This window comes from Kitasatospora sp. NPDC048239 (assembly GCF_043202015.1).
Lineage (GTDB): Bacteria > Actinomycetota > Actinomycetes > Streptomycetales > Streptomycetaceae > Kitasatospora.
Window position 1 is genome coordinate 207,462 of the sequence record NZ_JBICZP010000006.1, and the last position, 18,732, is coordinate 226,193.

The window sequence follows — 18,732 nt, forward strand, 5'->3', positions numbered from 1 at the left end:
TAGGTGGCCACGGTCGCTCCTTTCGGTGGTACTCGCCCCCTCCAGCAATGGACAATCTTCAACTATTCCGTCGGCTGTTCCTGACCGGCGAGGGCTCCGGCGCGGGCGGCGGCGGGCAGGGCCCCGACTGCACTCTCGGGTCGTCCGGGTGGCCGCCGCCGAGCGCCCGGTAGACCGCCGCGTTGAGGTCGAGGCGGGCGCCGCACTCGAAGAGGTCCGCGAGCTCCTGCTCGGTCAGCCCCGCGCGGGCCCGCTGCTCGCAGTCCCGGTGCGGCCCGTTGAAGGTGCGCGAGCCGAAGAAGGGTTTGCCCACCGCCTGCCAGATCCGGTGCGCCGCGCCCTGCAGGACCCGGGCCTCGCGCAGATCGCCGGGCCGGCCCGGACCGGCGGGCTCGGTCTCCAGCAGCGCGAGCAGGTCGATCGCCAGCACGATCCCCAGCAGGTCGTGGAAGAGGTGGTTGAGCCGGACGCTCTCCCGGGCGCAGGACCGGGCCAGCCGGATGTCGCCGTTCAGCCAGTGCGAGTACGCCAGCGCGTACAGCGCGTACGCGTACGCCCACTGCTCACCGTGCTCCTCGCACAGCTCGCGGACCTGGCCGAGCCAGAGCGCCCCGCTCTCCTGGTCCCCCTGGAACAGGTAGGCGATGCCGAGTTCGAACATGGCCATCAGGACGTTGCTGTTGAGCTCGCCGATCGTCCGGTAGTGCCAGAGCGCCTCCTCGAAGAGCTCGGCGGCGCGGACCGGGTCGTCGCCGATCAGGGCGGCGCAGCCCTGCCGGTGGACGGCGTAGGCCAGCGCCCGGTCGTCGCCGGTGTCCAGCGCCTGGCGGCGGCACTCCTCCAGGGCGGGGCGGGCGGAGCCGAGGTCGCCCTGCAGGGTGGCCATGTAGCCGGTCACCCAGAGCGCCTTGGCGCGGGCCTCGGTCGGCTCGGGGTCCAGGGCGAGCGCGCGGTCAAGCCAGTGCCGGCCCTCGCCGAGGTGGCCGCAGCCGACCCAGTAGAACCAGAGCGTGCCGGCCAGCAGCAGGGCGAGCTGCTCCTCGCCCGGTTCGGCCAGGCAGAACTCCAGCGCCGCACGGAGGTTGGGGTGGGCGAGTCCGGTGCGCTCGGCGGTCTCGGCCTGCCGGGGGCCGAACCACTCGACCTCGCCCCAGGTGGCGACGCCCAGGTACCAGTCGCGGTGGCGGCGCAGCAGCCGCTGCTCGTCGCCGGCGGCGCGCAGCCATTGGCCGCCGTAGTCGCGCAGGGTGTCCAGCAGCCGGAAGCGGACCCCGAAGGGGCCGTCCTCGCGGAGCGCCACCGACTTGTCGACCAGCTCGGCGAGCAGGTCGAGCATCTCGTCCGGCTCGATGCCCTCGCCGGCGCAGACGTACTCGGCGGCCTCCAGGTCGAAGCCGCCGGCGAAGACCGAGAGGCGGGCCCAGAGTAAACGTTCCTGCACCGTGCAGAGCTCGTGACTCCAGCCGATGGTCGTCCGGAGCGTCTGATGTCGTGGCAGGGCCGTCCGGGCGCCCCCGGTGAGCAGCCGGAAGCGGTCGTCCAGCCGGGCGGTGATCTGCTCGACCGACAGCGCGCGCAGCCGCCCGGCGGCCAGCTCGACGGCCAGCGGGATGCCGTCCAGGCGGTGGCAGAGCTGGGCGATCCCCTCGGTGGTGGCGGGCGTCAGCTCGAAGGAGGGCAGGACCGCGCGGGCCCGGTCGGCGAACAGCCGGACCGCGTCCGGCGGCGCGCCCGGGCCGACCGGCAGCGGGGCCAGGGTCAGCAGGTGCTCGCCCGCCGAGCGCAGCGCCGAGCGGCTGGTCGCCAGCACCCGCAGGCCCGGCACCGCCCGCAGCAGGGCGTCGGCCAGCTCCGCGCAGGCCGCCACCAGGTGCTCGCAGCCGTCCAGCACGATCAGCAGCCGGTGCCCGGTGAGCCGCTCGGCCAGGATGTCCAGCGGCGGCCGCGCGGTGCCGTCGGTCAGCTGCAGCGCCTCCAGGACGGCGTGGCCGAGCAGCAGCGGATCCTGGACCGGGGAGACCTCGACCAGCCAGGCGCCGTCCGGGAAGGCGCCCGCCGCCCGGGCCGCCGCGCGCAGCGCCAGCCGGCTCTTGCCGACCCCGCCCGGCCCGGTCACCGTCACCAGCCGGGCGCCGGCCAGCAGTCCGGCCAGCGCGGCCAGCTCCTCCCGGCGCCCGACGAAGCTGGTGACCTCCGCGGGCAGGCCGCCGGGCGCGGGATCCGGCGGCCGCTGCGTCGTCTCCCGAGGGCGTGCTGTCGAGTCGCCGGCCAACCGCTGCTCCCGTGTCCGTGCCCGAACCGTCGCGGTCCGAACGAGCCGTGGGCCGGGCATCCGCCGACCCGTCTGGCAGAACGAGGTGACCAGCGGGTAGGTTACGCGCGCCGTTCGCACACCCGACCGGTTCGCGGACGGCCCGCCGTCGAATAACCCGGTCCGGAAAGCCGGCCCGGGCGCGATAGGGTTCCGTTTGGAGAACGGCAAGGCGAGGGAGCGCACAAGGTGTCCGTGGGAGAGCTGGCCGGGTTGCTCGTCGCCGTGTTCTGGGCGGTCCTGGTCACCCTGCTCGCCGTCGTCCTGGTACGGCTCTCGCGGGTGCTGAAGGAGGCCACCGTCCTGGTCTCCGCGGTCACCGAGCAGGCCGTGCCGCTGCTGACCGACGCGGGCGCCGCCGTGCGCAGCGCCAACGAGCAGCTGGAGCGGGTCGACGAGATCACCGCCAACGTGCAGGACGCCGCCGCCAACGCCAACGCGCTCTCCTCCACCGTCGCGGCCACCCTGGGCGGGCCGCTGGTCAAGGTCGCGGCCTTCAGCTACGGCGTCCGCAAGGCCGTCGCCAAGCAGAACGGCACCCTTCCGCTGCCCACCCAGCCCGGCGAGCGCGAGGAGCTGGCCCGGCTGATCCGGGCCGAGGTGCGCGCCGCGACCGCGCCCAGGGGCGGCCTGCTGGCCAGGGTCCGGCGCGCGGTGAGGGGCTGACGGCATGGTTCGACGCATCTTCTGGATGGCGGTCGGCGCCGGCGCCACCGTCTGGGCCATGAACAAGGCCAACGAGGCCGTGCACCGGCTCACCCCGGACAGCCTCTCCGGCACCGCCGCGCGCAGTGCGCTGCACCTGGGCGACGCGGCCAAGCGGTTCGCGCAGGACGTGAAGGCCGGCATGGCCGAGCGCGAGGAGCAGCTGCGCGAGGACCTCGGACTGGACGGCACCGCCGTCGTGGAGCCCCGGCGCCGCAGGGTCCTGCGCGGTGAGCCGCAGTACCGAGCTATCTCGGCGGCGCCCGGCAGCCCGGCCGCCGCCCTGCCTCCGTCCAGCAGTGCCCGCGCATCGTCCGACGGTGCCCGGACCACCCCAGCCATCGAAAAGACGCCCCGCCGCGCACTGCCGCAGCCGGGCGGTACCCCGAACCGGAAGGACCACTAATGGAGTCGGCAGAGATCCGCCGCCGCTGGCTGCGCTTCTTCGAGGAGCGCGGCCACACCGTCGTTCCGTCGGCGTCCCTGGTCGCCGACGACCCCACCCTGCTGCTGGTCAACGCCGGCATGGTGCCCTTCAAGCCGTACTTCCTGGGCGAGGTCAAGCCGCAGTTCTCGCGCGCCACCAGCGTTCAGAAGTGCGTGCGCACCCTGGACATCGAGGAGGTCGGGAAGACCACCCGGCACGGCTCCTTCTTCCAGATGTGCGGCAACTTCTCCTTCGGCGACTACTTCAAGGAAGGCGCCATCAAGTTCGCCTGGGAGCTGCTCACCGGCTCCGTCGCGGACGGCGGCTACGGCCTGGAGAAGGAGAAGCTCTGGATCACCGTCTACCAGGACGACGACGAGGCCGAGCAGATCTGGCGCGACGTCATCGGCGTGCCCTCCGAGCGCATCCAGCGCCTGGGCATGAAGGACAACTTCTGGTCGATGGGCGTCCCCGGCCCGTGCGGCCCGTGCTCGGAGATCAACTACGACCGCGGCCCCGCCTACGGCGAGGAGGGCGGCCCGGCGGTCAACGGCGAGCGCTACCTGGAGATCTGGAACCTGGTCTTCATGCAGTACGAGCGCGGCCACGGTGACGGCAAGGACGGTTTCGAGATCCTCGGCGACCTGCCGAGCAAGAACATCGACACCGGCCTCGGCCTGGAGCGCCTCGCCGCCATCCTGCAGGGCGTCGACAACCTCTTCGAGATCGACACCAGCCGGATGATCCTGGACCGGGCGGCCGAGCTGACCGGCCACACCTACGGCGCCGACCACAAGTCGGACGTCTCGCTGCGCGTGGTCACCGACCACATCCGCACCGCGCTGATGCTGATCGGCGACGGCGTCACCCCCGGCAACGAGGGCCGCGGCTACGTGCTGCGCCGCATCCTGCGCCGCGCCATCCGCAACATGCGCCTGCTGGGCGCCACCGGTGTGGTCGCCAAGGACCTGACGGACGTCGCCATCAAGGCGATGGCCCCGCAGTACCCGGAGCTGGAGAGCGACCGCAAGCGCATCGAGACGGTCGTCACCGGCGAGGAGACGGCCTTCCTGCAGACCCTGAAGGCCGGCACCAGCCTGCTGGACACCGCGGTCACCGAGACCAAGCAGTCCGGCGGCGCGGTGCTCTCCGGCGAGCAGGCGTTCAAGCTGCACGACACCTACGGCTTCCCGATCGACCTCACCCTGGAGATGGCCGAGGAGCAGGGCCTCCAGGTGGACGAGGCCGGGTTCCGCCGGCTGATGCAGGAGCAGCGGGACCGCGCCAAGGCGGACGCCAAGGCCAAGAAGATGGGCCACGCCGACGTCGCCGCGTACCGCGAGGTCGCCGACAAGTCCGGCGCCAGCGCGTTCACCGGCTACACCCTCACCGAGGGCGAGGCCACCGTGGTCGGCCTGCTGGTGGACGGCGTCCCGGCGCCGGCCGCCACCGAGGGCGACGAGGTCGAGATCATCCTCGACCGCACCCCGTTCTACGCCGAGGGCGGCGGCCAGCTCGCCGACCACGGCCGGATCCGGCTGGAGTCCGGCGCGGTCGTGGAGATCCGCGACGTGCAGCAGCCGGTGCCCGGGGTGATCGTGCACTCCGGCGGTGTGCTGTTCGGCGAGGTCGTGCTCGGCGCCTCGGCGTACGCCACCATCGACATCGACCGCCGCCGGGCGATCGCCCGCGCCCACTCGGCCACCCACCTGACCCACCAGGCGCTGCGTGACGCGCTCGGCCCGACGGCCGCCCAGGCCGGGTCCGAGAACGCCCCCGGCCGCTTCCGCTTCGACTTCGGCTCGCCCGCCGCCGTGCCCGGCAGCGTGCTGGTCGACGTCGAGCAGAAGATCAACGACGTGCTGACCCGCGAGCTGGACGTCACCGCCGAGGTCATGACGATGGACCAGGCCCGCAAGGCCGGCGCCATCGCCATGTTCGGCGAGAAGTACGGCGACGAGGTCCGGGTCGTCACCATCGGGGACTTCTCCAAGGAGCTCTGCGGTGGCACGCACGTCGGCAACACCGCCCAGCTGGGCCTGGTGAAGCTGCTCGGCGAGTCCTCGATCGGCTCCGGCGTGCGCCGCGTCGAGGCGCTGGTCGGCGTGGACGCGTACAAGTTCCTGGCCCGCGAGCACACCGTGGTCTCCCAGCTGACCGAGCTGGTCAAGGGCCGCCCGGAGGAGCTGCCGGAGAAGATCTCGGGCATGCTCGCCAAGCTCAAGGACGCCGAGAAGGAGATCGAGCGCTTCCGCGCCGAGAAGGTGCTGGCGGCCGCCGCCGGTCTCGCCGACTCGGCCGAGGACGTGCAGGGCGTCTCCGTGGTCGCCGCCCGGGTCGCCGACGGCGTCGGCGCGGACGAGCTGCGCAAGCTGGTGCTGGACGTGCGCGGCCGGCTCGGCTCGCGCCCGGCCGTGGTCGCCGCCTTCACGGTGGCCAACGACCGCCCGCTCACCGTGATCGCCACCAACGAGGACGCCCGCGGGCGCGGCATCAAGGCCGGCGAGCTGGTCCGGGTCGCCGCCAAGACGCTCGGCGGCGGCGGTGGCGGCAAGGACGACGTCGCCCAGGGCGGCGGCACCAACGCGGCCGCGGTCGACGAGGCCATCGCCGCGGTGCGCGGCCTGGTCGCGGAGCGCGCCTCCTGATGTTCGACCAGGAGCAGGAGCGGCCCTTCCGGCGAGGGCGGCGGATCGCCGTCGACGTCGGTGACGCCCGGATCGGGGTCGCGTCCTGCGACCCCGACGGGGTGCTCGCCACACCGGTGGAGACCGTCCCCGCAGGGGTGAAGTCACAGGCCCGGATCGCCGCCATCGTCGAGGAGTACGACGCGGTGGAGGTGATCGTCGGCCTGCCGCGCTCGCTCAGCGGCAAGGAGGGGCCGGCGGCGGAGAAGGTCCGCGCGTACGCGGTGCGGCTGGCGAACCGGCTCTACCCGGTGCCGGTCCGGCTGGTCGACGAGCGGATGTCCACCGTCACCGCGACCCACGGCCTGCGGGCCTCCGGGGTCAAGGCGAAGAAGGGCCGCTCGGTGGTCGACCAGGCCGCCGCGGTGGTGATCCTGCAGACCGCCCTTGAGTCCGAACGGGTGAGCGGGCGGCCTCCTGGTGAGAGCGTCGAGGCGGTCGGCTGACCGCTCTGTTCTAACGTCCCGGTGAGGGGCCCGTGCGGACGCGTCCGCACGGGCCCCTTGCTCCGTTCCGGGACCGCAGAGGGGGCGCAGTGACCGACCAGGACTTCACGCCCGGGCTTACCCCCGGCCACCTCGGTGCGCCGGTGATGGAGCCCGAGGGCCGCCCGCCCGGCGCGCGCCGCCCGCGCTCCGATGCACCCGATCCGCACCGTCGGCGCAACGGACTGGCCTGCGGGTTGACCGCGCTGGCCCTGATCGTGGTCTTCGGCGGGGCCGGACTGACCGGGTACACCTGGCTGCAGGGCCAGCAGCGGCCGCCGGCCGCCGCCGACTACGCGGGCGCCGGCAGCGGCGAGGTGCAGGTGTCCGTGCCCGAGGGCGCGGGCCTGACCCAGATCGCCTCCGCGCTGGTGCGCAACGGGGTGGTGGCCAGCTCGCTCGCGTTCACCCGGGCGGCGAAGGGCAGTGCGGCCGCGGCCGGCCGGATCCAGCCCGGCACCTACACGCTGCGGCAGAAGATGTCGGCGGCCTCGGCGCTCGCCGTCCTGGTCGACCCGGCCAACGCCAACGGCCTGACCATCCCCGAGGGATGGCGCGGCAACCAGATCTACGCGGCGATCGACAAGAAGCTCCAGCTTCCCGAGGGCACCACCCAGCGCACCGCGCAGGAGCAGGGCGCCGAACTGGGCCTGCCGGAGTTCGCCAACGGCAGCCCGGAGGGCTACCTCTTCCCCGCGACCTACAGCGTCACCAACGACACCACCGCGGCCGACCTGCTGAAGCAGATGGTCGAGCGGGCGGGCAAGGAGTTCGCCCGGGACGACGCGGAGGTCGTCGCCCAGAACCTCGGGCAGAGCGTGTACGGGCTGGTGACCATCGCGAGCATGGTCCAGGGCGAGGCGGACAACACCGAGGACATGGCCAAGGTGGCCCGGGTGATCTACAACCGGCTGGCGAAGAACATGCCGCTGCAGCTGGACTCGACCATCAACTACGCGCTCGGCCGTTCGACGCTGAACACCACCGTCACCGACACCAGGCTGGACTCGCCGTACAACACCTACCAGCACGCCGGGCTGCCGCCGACGCCGATCGGCAACCCGGGGCGGCAGGCGATCATGGCGGCGGTCGACCCGGCGCAGGGCGACTGGCTGTACTTCGTCACCGTGAAGCCGGGGGACACCCGGTTCACCGACAGCTTCGACGTGCAGCAGCGCAACGTGGCGGAGTTCAACGCCGTCCGGGCGGCGTCGGCGAGCGCCGCGGCGGCCTCCTCCCCGGCGGCTTCGGCCGGAGCCCCGAGCGGTGCCCCGACGGGTGGGTCACCGGATCCGGCGGGGCACTGAGACGGCGTCCGCCCTGCCGGGGGCAGCTCTGCGGTACGGTAACGTCTCCCTCCAGGCGATGCAGTAGCACGCCGGTTCGAGAACAATCCGGGACGCCGTCCCGGACGGCCGGTCCGATCCGCCGGCCGTCTCCGTCGGTATAAGGGGATCAATGACCGATCTGGGTGGGGGCTACGGCCCCCAGGGCTCCGAGCCGTGGCACCCCGGCGATCCGGGGTACGGCGGTCAGCAGCCGGTCCCCGGCCAGCAGGACGGCCAGTGGCAGCAGCATCCCCAGCAGGGCCAGCAGGGTCAGCAGCCTTACGGGCAGCAGATGCAGCAGCAGTACGGCGGCCAGCAGGGCTATGCCCAGCAGGGCTACCCCGGCGGCGCCCAGGGTCAGCAGCAGCAGTACGGACAGCCGATGCCGCAGCAGGGTCAGCAGCAGCAGTACGGCGGTCAGCAGGGGTACCCGCAGCAGGGACAGGGCTACTCCGGTCAGCAGGGGTACCAGGGCGAGCAGCAGGGTTACCCCCAGCAGGGCTTCCCGGGGGAGCAGGGCTTCCCCGGCCAGCAGCAGAACTTCCAGGGGTACCCGCAGCAGGGGCAGCCGCAGCAGGGCTTCCCGCCGCAGGCGGGGCAGCAGCAGGGGCAGCACCCCGGCCAGCAGGGCCAGCCGATGCAGGGGCAGCCGATGCAGGGCCAGCACCCCGGCCAGCAGCAGGGGCAGCCGATGCCCGGGCAGCAGGGCCAGCCGATGCCGGGCCAGCAGCAGCCCGGTCGGCCGCAGGTCGGCGCGCAGTCCCCGGCCCAGCGCCGGCCGCAGGCCGCGCAGCCGGCCGGCGTCGGCCCGGACGGCATCGACTGGGAGGCCGAGGCCGCCGCGCTGGAGGCCGGCGGCCACCCGGTCGAGGCGGAGCCCGAGCCGGCCGAGGAGGAGTGGGACGGCCACCACGACGACTACGTCGAGGGCGCCGAGGACGAGCAGGGCGGCTTCCTCGGCGAGGAGGACAACTCCCGCGAGGGCAAGAAGAAGCGCAAGGAGAAGGGCAAGAAGTCCGGTCGGCGCAACGGCGGCGCCTGCCTGGTGGTCGCGCTGGTCCTGATGGGCGGCGTCGCGGCGGGCGGCTGGTGGGGCTACGGCTTCTACCAGGACCACTTCGGCCCGCCGCCGGACTTCAAGGGCGAGGGCACCGGCAGCGTCCAGATCGAGGTCAAGCAGGGCGCCACCGGCGGCCAGGTGGGCATCTCGCTGAAGAACGCCGGCGTGGTGAAGAGCGTCAAGGCTTACACCAACGTCTGCGACAACGACGCCAAGTGCAAGGGCATCCAGCCGGGCTTCTACGCCCTGAAGAAGGAGATGTCGGCCTCGTCCGCCTTCCAGGCCCTGGTCGACCAGGCCGGCGGCGCCGCCCTGGTGCTGCCCGAAGGCCTCAACTCCACCGAGGTCTACGCCAAGATCGACGACAAGCTGAAGCTGCAGAAGGGCACCACGGCGGGCGTCGCCAAGGCCCAGGTGGCCGGCCTCGGCCTGCCGCCCTACGCGAACGGCAACATCGAGGGCTTCCTCTGGCCGACGCGCTACAACATCGCCGACGGCATGAAGCCCGAGGACCTGCTCAAGCAGATGGTGAAGAACGCCACCGAGAAGTACGCGAGCCTGGACGGGGAGGCCTCCAAGGCGGGCCTCAAGAACGGCTACGAGGTGCTCATCGAGGCAAGCATCCTGCAGCGCGAGGGCAACAACCCGACCGACTTCGCCAAGATGGCCAGGACCATCCAGAACCGGCTGGCCAGCGCCACCGTCAACCACACGCTCGGCATGGACACCACGCTCCAGTACGCGCTCGGGCGCAAGCAGCTGGACAAGAAGGACATCCAGGACGGGTCCAACAAGTACAACACCTACATCAACCCGGGCCTGCCGCCTGGGCCGATCTCCAACCCGGGCGACGACGCGATCAAGGCGGTGCTCAACCCGGCCGAGGGCAAGTGGCTGTACTTCATCGCGATGTCCCCCACCCGTACCGAGTTCTCGGAGACGGACAAGGAGCACTTCGGCTACGTCGAGCAGTACTGCAAGGCGGCCGGTCAGGGCTTCGACAAGGTGGGCGGTCACTGCACCACCGCCAAGTAGCCGCCACCGCACCGCCGTTCACGGAGAAGCAGCGTTGACCAACAAGCACCGGGCAGCCGTCCTCGGCTCGCCGATCGCCCACTCGCTCTCGCCGGACCTGCACCGGGCCGCCTTCGCGGCGCTCGGTCTGGACGGCTGGCGCTACGACCGCTTCGAGGTGGACGAGGCCGGCCTGCCCGGCTTCCTCGCCGGGCTGGACGAGGCCGAGTGGACGGGGCTGTCGCTCACCATGCCGCTCAAGCGGGCGGTCATCCCGCTGCTGGACGAGGTGAGCGCGACCGCGCGCTCGGTGGACGCGGTGAACACCGTGCTGTTCACCGCGGACGGGCGGCGGGTCGGGGACAACACCGACGTCCCCGGGCTGGTGAACGCGCTGCGCGAGCGCGGGATCACCGAGGTGCCGGCCGCGGCCGTGCTCGGCGCCGGGGCGACCGCCTCCTCGGCGCTGGCCGCGCTCGCCCAGATCTGCACCGGCGAGGTGACGGTCTACGTGCGCGGCCCGGAGCGGGCCCGGGAGATGGCCGAGCTGGGCGAGCGGCTGGGCGTCGCCGTCCGGACGGCCGACTGGGAGCGCGGAGCGGAGGCGCTGGCGCACCCGCTGACCGTCTCCACCACCCCGGCGGGGGCCACCGACGGCTTCGCGCAGGAGCTGACGGCCGAGCCGGGCGCACTGTTCGACGTGCTGTACCACCCGTGGCCGACCGCCCTCGCCGCCGCCTGCGCGAAGCACGGCGCGACCGTCCTGGGCGGTCTGGACCTGCTGGTCCACCAGGCGGTCCTGCAGAGCGAGCGCTTCACCGGCCGTACGCCGGGCCCGCTGGCCGCCGTCCGCGCGGCGGGCGAGGCGGCCCTGGCCGGGCGGTAGCGCGGGGGACGGCCGCGCGGGGGCGGCGGCTGCCGCGTGCGGGGGAGGCGTCCGCCACCCGGCCGGTGGCCGTCCGCCACCCGGACTCCGCGCCCGGGGGTGCTCCGGGCATGAAAGGATTCAGGGGAGAAGGCACGCCCGGACGGGCCGCGGCAGGGGCCGTGGCCGGTCCGCTGACGAAGGAGCTCCGTTGGGTACGTTGCGCTGGCTGACGGCGGGGGAGTCGCACGGCCCCGCACTCGTCGCGACGCTGGAGGGCCTGCCCGCGGGCGTTCCGGTCACCACCGAGGTGGTGGCCGACGCACTCGCGCGCCGCCGGCTCGGCTACGGCCGCGGCGCCCGGATGAAGTTCGAGCAGGACGAGGTCACCTTCCTCGGCGGGGTCCGGCACGGCGAGACCATGGGCAGCCCGGTGGCGATCATGGTCGGCAACACCGAGTGGCCGAAGTGGGAGCAGGTCATGTCGGCCGACCCGATCGACCCGGAGGTGCTGGCCGGACTGGCCCGCAACGAGGCGCTGACCCGCCCGCGCCCCGGCCACGCCGACCTCGCCGGCATGCAGAAGTACTCGATCGACGAGGCCCGCCCGATCCTGGAGCGCGCCAGCGCCCGGGAGACGGCCGCCCGGGTCGCGCTCGGCGCCGTCGCCCGCGCGTACCTCAAGGAGACCTGCGGCATCGAGATCGTCAGCCACGTGGTGGAGCTGGCGGCCGCCAAGGCCCCGGCCGGCGTGCTGCCGGTGCCCTCCGACGAGGCCCGGCTGGACGCCGACCCGGTGCGCTGCCTGGACCAGGACGCCTCGAAGGCGATGGTCGCCGAGATCGACCAGGCCCACAAGGACGGCGACACCCTCGGCGGCGTGGTCGAGGTGCTGGCCTACAACGTCCCGGTCGGCCTCGGCTCGCACGTGCACTGGGACCGCCGCCTGGACGCGCGGCTGGCCGCCGCGCTGATGGGCATCCAGGCGATCAAGGGCGTCGAGGTCGGCGACGGCTTCGACCTGGCCCGCGTCCCCGGCTCGCAGGCGCACGACGAGATCGTGCCGACCACCGAGGGCATCAAGCGCACCTCCGGCCGCTCGGGCGGCACCGAGGGCGGCCTCTCCACCGGTGAGCTGCTGCGGGTCCGCGCGGCGATGAAGCCGATCGCCACCGTCCCGCGCGCCCTGCAGACCCTGGACGTGCGCACCGGCGAGCCGGCCAAGGCCCACCACCAGCGCTCCGACGTGTGCGCCGTGCCGGCCGCCGGCATCGTCGCCGAGGCGATGGTCGCGCTGGTGCTGGCCGACGCGGTGAGCGAGAAGTTCGGCGGCGACCACGTCTCCGAGACCCGCCGCAACGTCCAGGGCTACCTGGACAACCTGATCGTCCGATGACCGCACCCCTGGTGGTGCTGGTCGGCCCGCCCGGCAGTGGCAAGTCCACCGTCGGGCGGGCCCTCGCCGAGCGCCTCGGCGTCGGCTTCCGGGACACCGACGCCGACATCGAGCAGCTGGCCGGCAAGCCGATCCCGGAGATCTTCATCGACGAGGGCGAGCCGCACTTCCGCGCGCTGGAGACGGCGGCCGTGCGCACCGCCGCCGAGTCCCACGGCGGCGTGCTGGCGCTCGGCGGCGGCGCGGTGCTGGCCGAGGCCACCCGCACGCTGCTGCGCGACCTGCCAGTGGCCTTCCTGGAGGTCCCGCTGGCCGACGCGGTCAAGCGGGTCGGCCTGGACGCCCCCCGCCCGCTGCTGGCCGTCAACCCCCGGGCCCGCTGGCGCGAGCTGATGGAGGCCCGCCGCCCCCTCTACCTGGAGGTGGCCACCGCCGTCGTCGACACCGCCGGACGCACGCCCGAACAGGTCGCGGACGCCGTACTGGAAGCACTGGAGCTGAAGACCCCCCATGACTGACACCGTCAGGATTCACGTCGGCGGCAGCGCCGGCCACGACCCGTACGACGTGCTGATCGGGCACCAGCTGCTCGGCGAGCTGGCGCCGCTGATCGGCACCCGGGCGCGGCGGGTGGCGATCATCCACCCGGAGGCGCTGGAGGCCACCGCGGACGCGATCCGCGAGGACCTGCTCGGCGAGGGCTACGAGGCGATCGTCCTCCAGGTGCCCAACGCCGAGGAGGCGAAGAGCGCCGAGGTCGCCGCGTACTGCTGGTCGGTGCTCGGGCAGACCGGGTTCACCCGCAGCGACGTGGTCGTCGGGCTGGGCGGCGGCGCCACCACCGACCTGGCCGGCTTCGTCGCCGCGACCTGGCTGCGCGGGGTGCGCTGGGTCTCCATGCCCACCACGCTGCTCGGCATGGTCGACGCGGCGGTCGGCGGCAAGACCGGCATCAACATCGCCGAGGGCAAGAACATGGTCGGCGCCTTCCACCCGCCGGTGGGCGTGCTGGCGGACCTCGACACCCTGGAGACCGTCCCGAAGCACGACTACGTGTCCGGGCTCGCCGAGGTCATCAAGTGCGGCTTCATCGCCGACCCGGCCATCCTCGACCTGGTCGAGGCCGACCCGGAGGGCGCGAAGACCCCGTCCGGGCCGCACACCGTCGAGCTGATCCAGCGGGCCATCCAGGTCAAGGCCGACGTGGTCTCCGGGGACCTCAAGGAGTCCGGCCTGCGGGAGATCCTCAACTACGGCCACACCCTCGGGCACGCCATCGAGCGCAACGAGCGCTACAAGTGGCGGCACGGCGCGGCGATCTCCATCGGCATGGTGTTCGCCGCCGAGCTCGGCCGGCTGGCCGGGCGGCTGGACGACGAGACCGCCGACCGCCACCGCGCGGTGCTGGGCTCGGTCGGCTTGCCGCTGACCTACCGTGCGGACGCCTGGCCGAAGCTGCTGGACGCCATGAAGATCGACAAGAAGTCGCGCGGCGACCTGATCCGCTTCATCGTCCTGGACGGTCTGGGCAAGACCTCCGTCCTGGAGGGCCCCGACCCGTCGCTGCTGGTCGCGGCCTACGCGGAGGTCTCCGCGTGACCAGGGTGATGGTGCTCAACGGCCCCAACCTCGGCCGGCTCGGCAGCCGCGAGCCGGACGTCTACGGTGCCACCTCGTACGCCGGGCTGGTCGAGCGCTGCACCGCGCTCGGCCGCGAGTTCGGCTTCGACGTCGAGGTGCACGAGACCAACTCCGAGCAGCAGATGGTGGAGTGGCTGCACGAGGCGGCCGACGGCGGGGTGCCCGTGGTGATCAACCCGGGTGCCTTCACCCACTACTCGTACGCGATGCGCGACGCCGCCTCCCAGCGGACCGCGCCGCTGATCGAGGTGCACATCTCCAACCCGTACGCGCGGGAGGTCTTCCGGCACACCTCGGTCATCGCCGCGGTCGCCTCCGGCACCATCGCCGGCTTCGGCCTCGGCTCGTACGAACTGGCCCTGCGCGCCCTCGCCGAGCAGCTCACCACGCGCTGACCGCCCGGTGACCCCCCGGTGACTCCCGGGTGATCCGGGGCTGAGCCCTGGTCAGCGGCCTGCCGACGGCCCGGCGTCGGCCCGGCGGCGGACTGTGCCCGCCGCCGGGCCGCCGTGTAGTGTCCCCGCTGAAAGATGTCGGGAGGTGACCGTGACGCAGTACTCCGGGGGTGGAGAGCTCCCCCCACGTCCCGTCGCTCCGCCGGCCCCGGCGTACCCCGGTACCGCCACCGCCGCGCCGCAGCCCGGGTACGGCGGCCACCCGCCGGCGCCGCCCGCCCCGGTGCCCCCGGGCGCCGTGCCTCCCGGTCCGGTGCCCCCGGGCGCCGTGCCGCCGGTCCCGCCGCCGCCCGCCCCGCCCGTCGGCGTTCCGGTGCCCGCCGCCGCCCGGCCGGCGCCGAGCGCGCCGGTGCCCGCGGGGTCGACCGGGCACTTCCTGCTGCCCTCCGGCGCACCCGTGCAGCTCCCGGCCCACCCGCCGCAGCAGCACACGCCTGCCGGCCCGCTGGCCGTCCTGCTGATCGGCCCGGCCGGCGCCGGGAAGACCACCGTCGCCCGGCACTGGGCCGAGCGCCGCCCCACCCCGACCGCGCACATCAGCCTGGACGACGTCCGCGAGTGGGTGCAGGCCGGCTTCGCCAACCCGCAGTCCGGCTGGAACAACGCCTCCGAGGCGCAGTACCGGCTGGCCCGTCGGACCTGCGGCTTCGCCTGCCGCAACTACCTCGCCAACGGCATCTCCTGCATCATCGACGACGCCGTCTTCCCCGACCGCCCGGCGATCGGCCTCGGCGGCTGGAAGCGGCACATCGGCCCCGGGATGATCCCCGTGGTGCTGCTGCCCAGCCTGGACTCGGTGCTCAGCCGCAACGCCCGGCGCAGCGGCAACCGCCGCCTCAGCGACGAGGAGGTGGCCCGGATCCACGGGCGGATGGCGGGCTGGTACAACTCGGGGCTGCCGATCATCGACAACTCCCACCTGGACGTCGCCGCCACCGCCGCCGAGCTGGACCGGGTCATTCTGGCCCGGCTGAGGGGGATCCCGGTCCGCTGACCGCCGGCCCGGCCGGAGTGTCGGTGCCGACTGCGATGATGGACGCGTCCAGTCGAACCAACGGGGGGAGCCGACGCCCGTGCCGGAAGGCCACATCATCCACCGTCTCGCCGCCGAGAACCGTACGGCCTTCGGCGGCCGCCCCGTCCGGGTGTCCAGCCCGCAGGGCCGGTTCGCGGACGACGCCGCCGTGATCGACGGCCAGGTGCTGGCCGAGGCCGAGGCCACCGGCAAACACCTCTTCCTCGGGTTCGAGGAGGGCGCCTGGGTGCACATCCACCTCGGCCTCTACGGCGGCTTCACCTTCGCCCAGGGCCCCGCGCCCGAGCCGGTGGGGCTGGTCCGGCTCCGGCTGGAGAACGACGAGGGCTATGCCGACCTGCGCGGCCCCAACACCTGTGCGCTGATCACCGGGGCCGAGAAGGCCGCCGTCGCCGCCCGGCTCGGGCCCGACCCGCTGCGCGCGGACGCCGATCCGGAGCTCGCCTGGCGGCGGATATCCGGCAGTCGCACGACGGTCGCCGCACTGCTGATGGACCAGAAGGTGCTGGCCGGGGTCGGCAACGTCTACCGCGCCGAGGTGCTGTTCCGGCTGGGCATCAGCCCGCACCGGGCCGGGCGCGACCTGCGCCGCGCCGAGTGGGACGCCATCTGGGCCGACCTGGTCGACCTGATGCGCGAGGGGGCGGGCGCGGGCCGGATCGACACCGTCCGGCCGGAGCACACCCCCGAGGCGATGGGCCGGCCCCCGCGGGTCGACGACCACGGCGGCGAGGTCTACGTCTACCGCCGGGCCGCGATGCCCTGCCTGGTCTGCGGTACCGACGTGCGGACGGAGGCGCACGCCGCGCGCAACCTGTTCTGGTGCCCGGGCTGCCAGCGGGTCTGACCGGGCGCGTCCTGACCGGGCGCGTCCTGACCGCCCGGTGCGCACCCGGACACCCCTGTGCCGGGGGCGGGCCGAACAGGACCTGGTGAGGGGTGGTCAGCACGACGCACGCTGCCCGGCGCCACGGGCCACCGTCCACGCGGCCGCGGCGCCGGCCAGGCAGAGCGGCGTGTAGACGGCCAGGTTGAGCCGGTAGAAGGCCGAGTCGGTCTCGGCGCCGATCCCGGCCGCCCAGACCAGCCCCGCCAGTCCGCGCGCGAGCAGTCCGCCGGCCACCGCGCGCGGACCCCACCGCAGGGCGAGGGCCGGCAGTCGGCGCGCGGTGGCGGGCAGTACCCCGCCGCGGGCCGCCACCAGCGCGGCGCCCGAGAACAGCAGCGCGGCGAGCGGCAGCACCACCCGCGGCGTGAACGGCACGTCGGCGTTGAGCACCAGCTGCGAGAGCGCCGCGGTGTCCGGCGCCGGCCAGGTGCGGCCGGTGGCCCAGTAGACGTGCAGCAGCCCGTCGGCGGCGAGCACGGTGGCGATGGCGAGCGCGGCGGTACGGCGGCGGTTCATGACGGCCCCTCAGGTGTCCCGGCAGTGTGTCGCCCCACAGGAGCCGCCCCGGCGGGCGGACGTTCCCGTGGCGAGCGTCACAGTGGAAAGCGGTGCGGACGAGGGAACGTCCGGCGGTTTCGGCGCCTCTGATCGGACGTGGATGGTCCCGACACCCCAACGGATACCGCCGTGCTGGTCCGTGCCGCCCAGCGTGGCGACCAGCTGGCCGTCAGCGAGCTGCTGGAGCTGGTCACGCCGTACGTGCGCCGGCTCTGCGGTCCGATCGCGCTGGACGACGGGCCGGACGCGACCCAGGAGGCGCTGATCGCGGTGTTCCGCCGGCTGCGCCAGCTCAAGGACCCGGCCGCGCTGTTCGGCTGGGTCCGCTCGATCGCCGTCCGCGAGGCGGTCCGGCACGTGCGGAGGGTCGCCCGCTGCGTCCCCGCCGACCTCTCCGAGCTGCCCCGCCCCGGCGATCCGCAGCTTGCCGCCGACATCGAGGACGTCCTCGCCCGGCTCACCCCCGAGCACCGCGCCGTCCTGGTGCTGCGCGACATCGAGGGCCTGGACGAACGGGCCACCGCCGACCTGCTGGGCGTGGCGGCCGGCACCGTGAAGTCCCGGCTGTCCCGGGCCCGACTCAGCTTCCGAAGGGCGTGGCAGCAGTGACCGAGCGCATCCCCTGGCCGGTGGCCGACTTCGACCCGGTCCGCCGTCTGCACGTCATCGCCGCCGCCACCCCGGGCGGCGCCGTCCACGAGACGGTGATCGACGTCCCGTTCGACCAGGTCTGGGCGGTGGCCGCGGACCTGGAGGGCCGACTGCCGCGCTGGCTGCCCGACATCCGGTCGGTCCGCCTCGGCGAGGGCCCGGCGCAGGGCCGCCGGCAGGCCCTGGTGGTCGGCCACTCCCGTCTGCGCGCCCGCTTCGACGTCGAGCAGGCGCCGGGCTGGTGCCTGATGCGCAGCCGCTTCCTGCTCGGGGGTCTGGCCGCGAGGCCCGAGCCGGACGGCACCCGCTTCGCCTTCCTCGGGGCGTTCCGGCTGCCCGGCGCGGCCCTGCTCGGCCGCGCGCTCCACCCCGTCACCGAGCCGCTGGCAGGCCGTTCGCTGCGCCGCTTCGAACGCCTGGTCCGGGAGGGCTGAGGGCGGTTCGGCTCAGTGGCCTGGTCCACACCCGGGAGGGACGGCGCCCGGGGAGCGCGGCGGAGGACGGGTCACCCCGTGGCGGCCGGCCCGGGCTGCTCGATGACGGGCTCGTGGTGTTCGGCGGCGGCGCACTCGTCGAGCAGGGGGCGCATGGTGTCGTCCACGAGCCGGTAGCGCACCACGCGTCCGTCCTTGTCGCCGGTGACGGCGCCGGCCGTGCGGAGCAGCCGCAGCGCCTGGGAGACGGCCGGATCGCGCATCCCGGTGGCCACGGCCAGATCGCTGACGGCGAGCGGGCCGGCCCGGTGCAGGGCGAGCAGCAGGGCGAGCCGGCCGGGATCGGCGAGCAGGGAGAACCGCTCGGCCCAGGAGCGGACGTGCGCGGTGTCGCCGATCGCGGCGATGGCCTCGCAGACCCGGTGCCCGTCGATGGTGCGCTGGCCCGCGCGGTCGGCCGGTACGAGATGCATGGGCCCATTCTTGCAGCCGCCCCCGATGGCCGCCGGGCTGTGATCCTGGACACCTGCGCAGGTGCGCAGCCTTGCAAGGGTGCTTGCGGGGGCCCTACGGTGTTGCCCGCCGTGGTGCTCGGGAAGACCGGTGACGGACCTTCAGAGGTCCCCAGTCCGGAGCGGCCCTCGCCACTGTGATCGGGGGGAGTCGTCCGTATCCACGACGCCACTGGGTGCCTCGCGCACCTGGGAAGGCGGATAAGGACGCCCCGTAAGCCAGGAGACCGGCCACGGCATCTCACGAACGTCATTCCACGAGGTGCTGGAGCGTGATC

General features: G+C 73.8%; 19 protein-coding genes and 1 riboswitch. Of the genes, 15 read left to right on the forward strand and 4 right to left on the reverse strand.

Annotation, left to right across the window (positions count from 1 at the left end):
* Window positions 1–58: 58 nt before the first annotated feature.
* Window positions 59–2,272 (reverse strand): ATP-binding protein, encoded by a 2,214-nt coding sequence (locus tag ACGFZP_RS18545; protein WP_392933893.1) that lies wholly within the window; start codon window positions 2,270–2,272, stop codon window positions 59–61.
* A 228-nt stretch (window positions 2,273–2,500) separates the two neighbouring features.
* Between ACGFZP_RS18545 and ACGFZP_RS18550 the strand changes: the two genes are divergently transcribed.
* From ACGFZP_RS18550 to mltG (ACGFZP_RS18570), 5 genes are all read left to right on the forward strand, one after another.
* Window positions 2,501–2,977, forward strand: a complete 477-nt coding sequence (locus ACGFZP_RS18550; RefSeq protein ID WP_392933895.1) for a DUF948 domain-containing protein — start codon at window positions 2,501–2,503, stop codon at window positions 2,975–2,977.
* A 4-nt stretch (window positions 2,978–2,981) separates the two neighbouring features.
* Window positions 2,982–3,422, forward strand: coding sequence for a DUF6167 family protein (locus ACGFZP_RS18555; protein WP_392933897.1), 441 nt, complete (start codon window positions 2,982–2,984; stop codon window positions 3,420–3,422).
* Complete coding sequence (alaS, locus tag ACGFZP_RS18560; protein ID WP_392933899.1) at window positions 3,422–6,091, forward strand: alanine--tRNA ligase; 2,670 nt, start codon at window positions 3,422–3,424, stop codon at window positions 6,089–6,091. Before ACGFZP_RS18555 ends, alaS begins: the two co-directional genes overlap by 1 nt.
* A complete protein-coding gene (gene ruvX / locus ACGFZP_RS18565; RefSeq protein WP_392933902.1) occupies window positions 6,091–6,576 on the forward strand; it encodes a Holliday junction resolvase RuvX in 486 nt (161 codons plus the stop codon). The genes alaS and ruvX overlap by 1 nt, the downstream gene beginning before the upstream one ends.
* Window positions 6,577–6,665: 89 nt before the next feature.
* The gene (gene mltG, locus ACGFZP_RS18570) at window positions 6,666–7,922 is read left to right on the forward strand and encodes an endolytic transglycosylase MltG (protein WP_392933904.1); all 1,257 of its coding nucleotides are present in this window, start codon (window positions 6,666–6,668) and stop codon (window positions 7,920–7,922) included.
* A gap of 148 nt (window positions 7,923–8,070) precedes the next feature.
* Here the strand turns inward: mltG (ACGFZP_RS18570) and ACGFZP_RS18575 are convergent, their stop codons facing one another.
* Entirely contained in the window at window positions 8,071–8,610 is a 540-nt protein-coding gene (locus ACGFZP_RS18575; RefSeq protein ID WP_392933906.1) for a hypothetical protein, read from the reverse strand.
* Between ACGFZP_RS18575 and mltG (ACGFZP_RS18580) the strand changes: the two genes are divergently transcribed.
* From mltG (ACGFZP_RS18580) to ACGFZP_RS18615, 8 genes are all read left to right on the forward strand, one after another.
* Window positions 8,596–10,038 (forward strand): endolytic transglycosylase MltG, encoded by a 1,443-nt coding sequence (gene mltG, locus ACGFZP_RS18580; protein ID WP_392933909.1) that lies wholly within the window; start codon window positions 8,596–8,598, stop codon window positions 10,036–10,038. The two genes, ACGFZP_RS18575 and mltG (ACGFZP_RS18580), sit on opposite strands and share 15 nt — an antisense overlap.
* Window positions 10,039–10,072: 34 nt before the next feature.
* On the forward strand, window positions 10,073–10,903 hold the full coding sequence (locus ACGFZP_RS18585; protein WP_392933911.1) for a shikimate dehydrogenase: 831 nt from the start codon (window positions 10,073–10,075) through the stop codon (window positions 10,901–10,903).
* A 190-nt stretch (window positions 10,904–11,093) separates the two neighbouring features.
* The gene (aroC, locus tag ACGFZP_RS18590; RefSeq protein ID WP_392933913.1) at window positions 11,094–12,278 is read left to right on the forward strand and encodes a chorismate synthase; all 1,185 of its coding nucleotides are present in this window, start codon (window positions 11,094–11,096) and stop codon (window positions 12,276–12,278) included.
* Window positions 12,275–12,796, forward strand: a complete 522-nt coding sequence (locus ACGFZP_RS18595) for a shikimate kinase (RefSeq protein WP_392933915.1) — start codon at window positions 12,275–12,277, stop codon at window positions 12,794–12,796. The genes aroC and ACGFZP_RS18595 overlap by 4 nt, the downstream gene beginning before the upstream one ends.
* Window positions 12,789–13,877: a 3-dehydroquinate synthase gene (gene aroB, locus ACGFZP_RS18600; RefSeq protein ID WP_392933918.1), complete on the forward strand. Its 1,089-nt coding sequence runs from the start codon at window positions 12,789–12,791 to the stop codon at window positions 13,875–13,877. The genes ACGFZP_RS18595 and aroB overlap by 8 nt, the downstream gene beginning before the upstream one ends.
* An 8-nt stretch (window positions 13,878–13,885) precedes the next feature.
* On the forward strand, window positions 13,886–14,314 hold the full coding sequence (locus tag ACGFZP_RS18605; RefSeq protein ID WP_392934673.1) for a type II 3-dehydroquinate dehydratase: 429 nt from the start codon (window positions 13,886–13,888) through the stop codon (window positions 14,312–14,314).
* 151 nt (window positions 14,315–14,465) lie between these two features.
* Window positions 14,466–15,368 carry an AAA family ATPase gene (locus ACGFZP_RS18610; RefSeq protein ID WP_392934676.1) on the forward strand — a complete coding sequence of 301 codons (903 nt, stop codon included), beginning with the start codon at window positions 14,466–14,468 and terminating at the stop codon, window positions 15,366–15,368.
* A 79-nt stretch (window positions 15,369–15,447) separates the two neighbouring features.
* Entirely contained in the window at window positions 15,448–16,257 is an 810-nt protein-coding gene (locus tag ACGFZP_RS18615; protein WP_392933920.1) for an Fpg/Nei family DNA glycosylase, read from the forward strand.
* 96 nt (window positions 16,258–16,353) lie between these two features.
* Here the strand turns inward: ACGFZP_RS18615 and ACGFZP_RS18620 are convergent, their stop codons facing one another.
* Entirely contained in the window at window positions 16,354–16,815 is a 462-nt protein-coding gene (locus ACGFZP_RS18620) for a DUF3995 domain-containing protein (RefSeq protein ID WP_392933922.1), read from the reverse strand.
* 171 nt (window positions 16,816–16,986) lie between these two features.
* Here ACGFZP_RS18620 and ACGFZP_RS18625 point away from each other — a divergent pair, with 171 nt between their 5' ends.
* Together ACGFZP_RS18625 and ACGFZP_RS18630 are read left to right on the forward strand one after the other, a co-directional pair.
* On the forward strand, window positions 16,987–17,466 hold the full coding sequence (locus ACGFZP_RS18625; protein WP_392933925.1) for an RNA polymerase sigma factor: 480 nt from the start codon (window positions 16,987–16,989) through the stop codon (window positions 17,464–17,466).
* The gene (locus ACGFZP_RS18630; RefSeq protein ID WP_392933928.1) at window positions 17,463–17,942 is read left to right on the forward strand and encodes an SRPBCC family protein; all 480 of its coding nucleotides are present in this window, start codon (window positions 17,463–17,465) and stop codon (window positions 17,940–17,942) included. The genes ACGFZP_RS18625 and ACGFZP_RS18630 overlap by 4 nt, the downstream gene beginning before the upstream one ends.
* A 71-nt stretch (window positions 17,943–18,013) precedes the next feature.
* Here ACGFZP_RS18630 and ACGFZP_RS18635 read toward each other — a convergent pair whose 3' ends face one another.
* On the reverse strand, window positions 18,014–18,415 hold the full coding sequence (locus ACGFZP_RS18635) for an ArsR/SmtB family transcription factor (protein WP_392933930.1): 402 nt from the start codon (window positions 18,413–18,415) through the stop codon (window positions 18,014–18,016).
* A gap of 95 nt (window positions 18,416–18,510) precedes the next feature.
* A riboswitch (cobalamin riboswitch) is annotated at window positions 18,511–18,705 on the forward strand.
* Window positions 18,706–18,732 lie beyond the last annotated feature (27 nt).

Excerpts from the sequence above, each read along its gene's own strand:
- ACGFZP_RS18555 (WP_392933897.1), top strand. The coding sequence starts at position 2,982 with ATGGTTCGACGCATCTTCTGGATGGCGGTCGGCGCCGGCGCCACCGTC.
- alaS (WP_392933899.1), top strand. The coding sequence starts at position 3,422 with ATGGAGTCGGCAGAGATCCGCCGCCGCTGGCTGCGCTTCTTCGAGGAG.
- ruvX (WP_392933902.1), top strand. The coding sequence starts at position 6,091 with ATGTTCGACCAGGAGCAGGAGCGGCCCTTCCGGCGAGGGCGGCGGATC.
- mltG (WP_392933909.1), top strand. The coding sequence starts at position 8,596 with ATGCAGGGCCAGCACCCCGGCCAGCAGCAGGGGCAGCCGATGCCCGGG.
- ACGFZP_RS18595 (WP_392933915.1), top strand. The coding sequence starts at position 12,275 with ATGACCGCACCCCTGGTGGTGCTGGTCGGCCCGCCCGGCAGTGGCAAG.
- aroB (WP_392933918.1), top strand. The coding sequence starts at position 12,789 with ATGACTGACACCGTCAGGATTCACGTCGGCGGCAGCGCCGGCCACGAC.
- ACGFZP_RS18605 (WP_392934673.1), top strand. The coding sequence starts at position 13,886 with ATGGTGCTCAACGGCCCCAACCTCGGCCGGCTCGGCAGCCGCGAGCCG.
- ACGFZP_RS18620 (WP_392933922.1), bottom strand. The coding sequence starts at position 16,815 with ATGAACCGCCGCCGTACCGCCGCGCTCGCCATCGCCACCGTGCTCGCC.
- ACGFZP_RS18635 (WP_392933930.1), bottom strand. The coding sequence starts at position 18,415 with ATGCATCTCGTACCGGCCGACCGCGCGGGCCAGCGCACCATCGACGGG.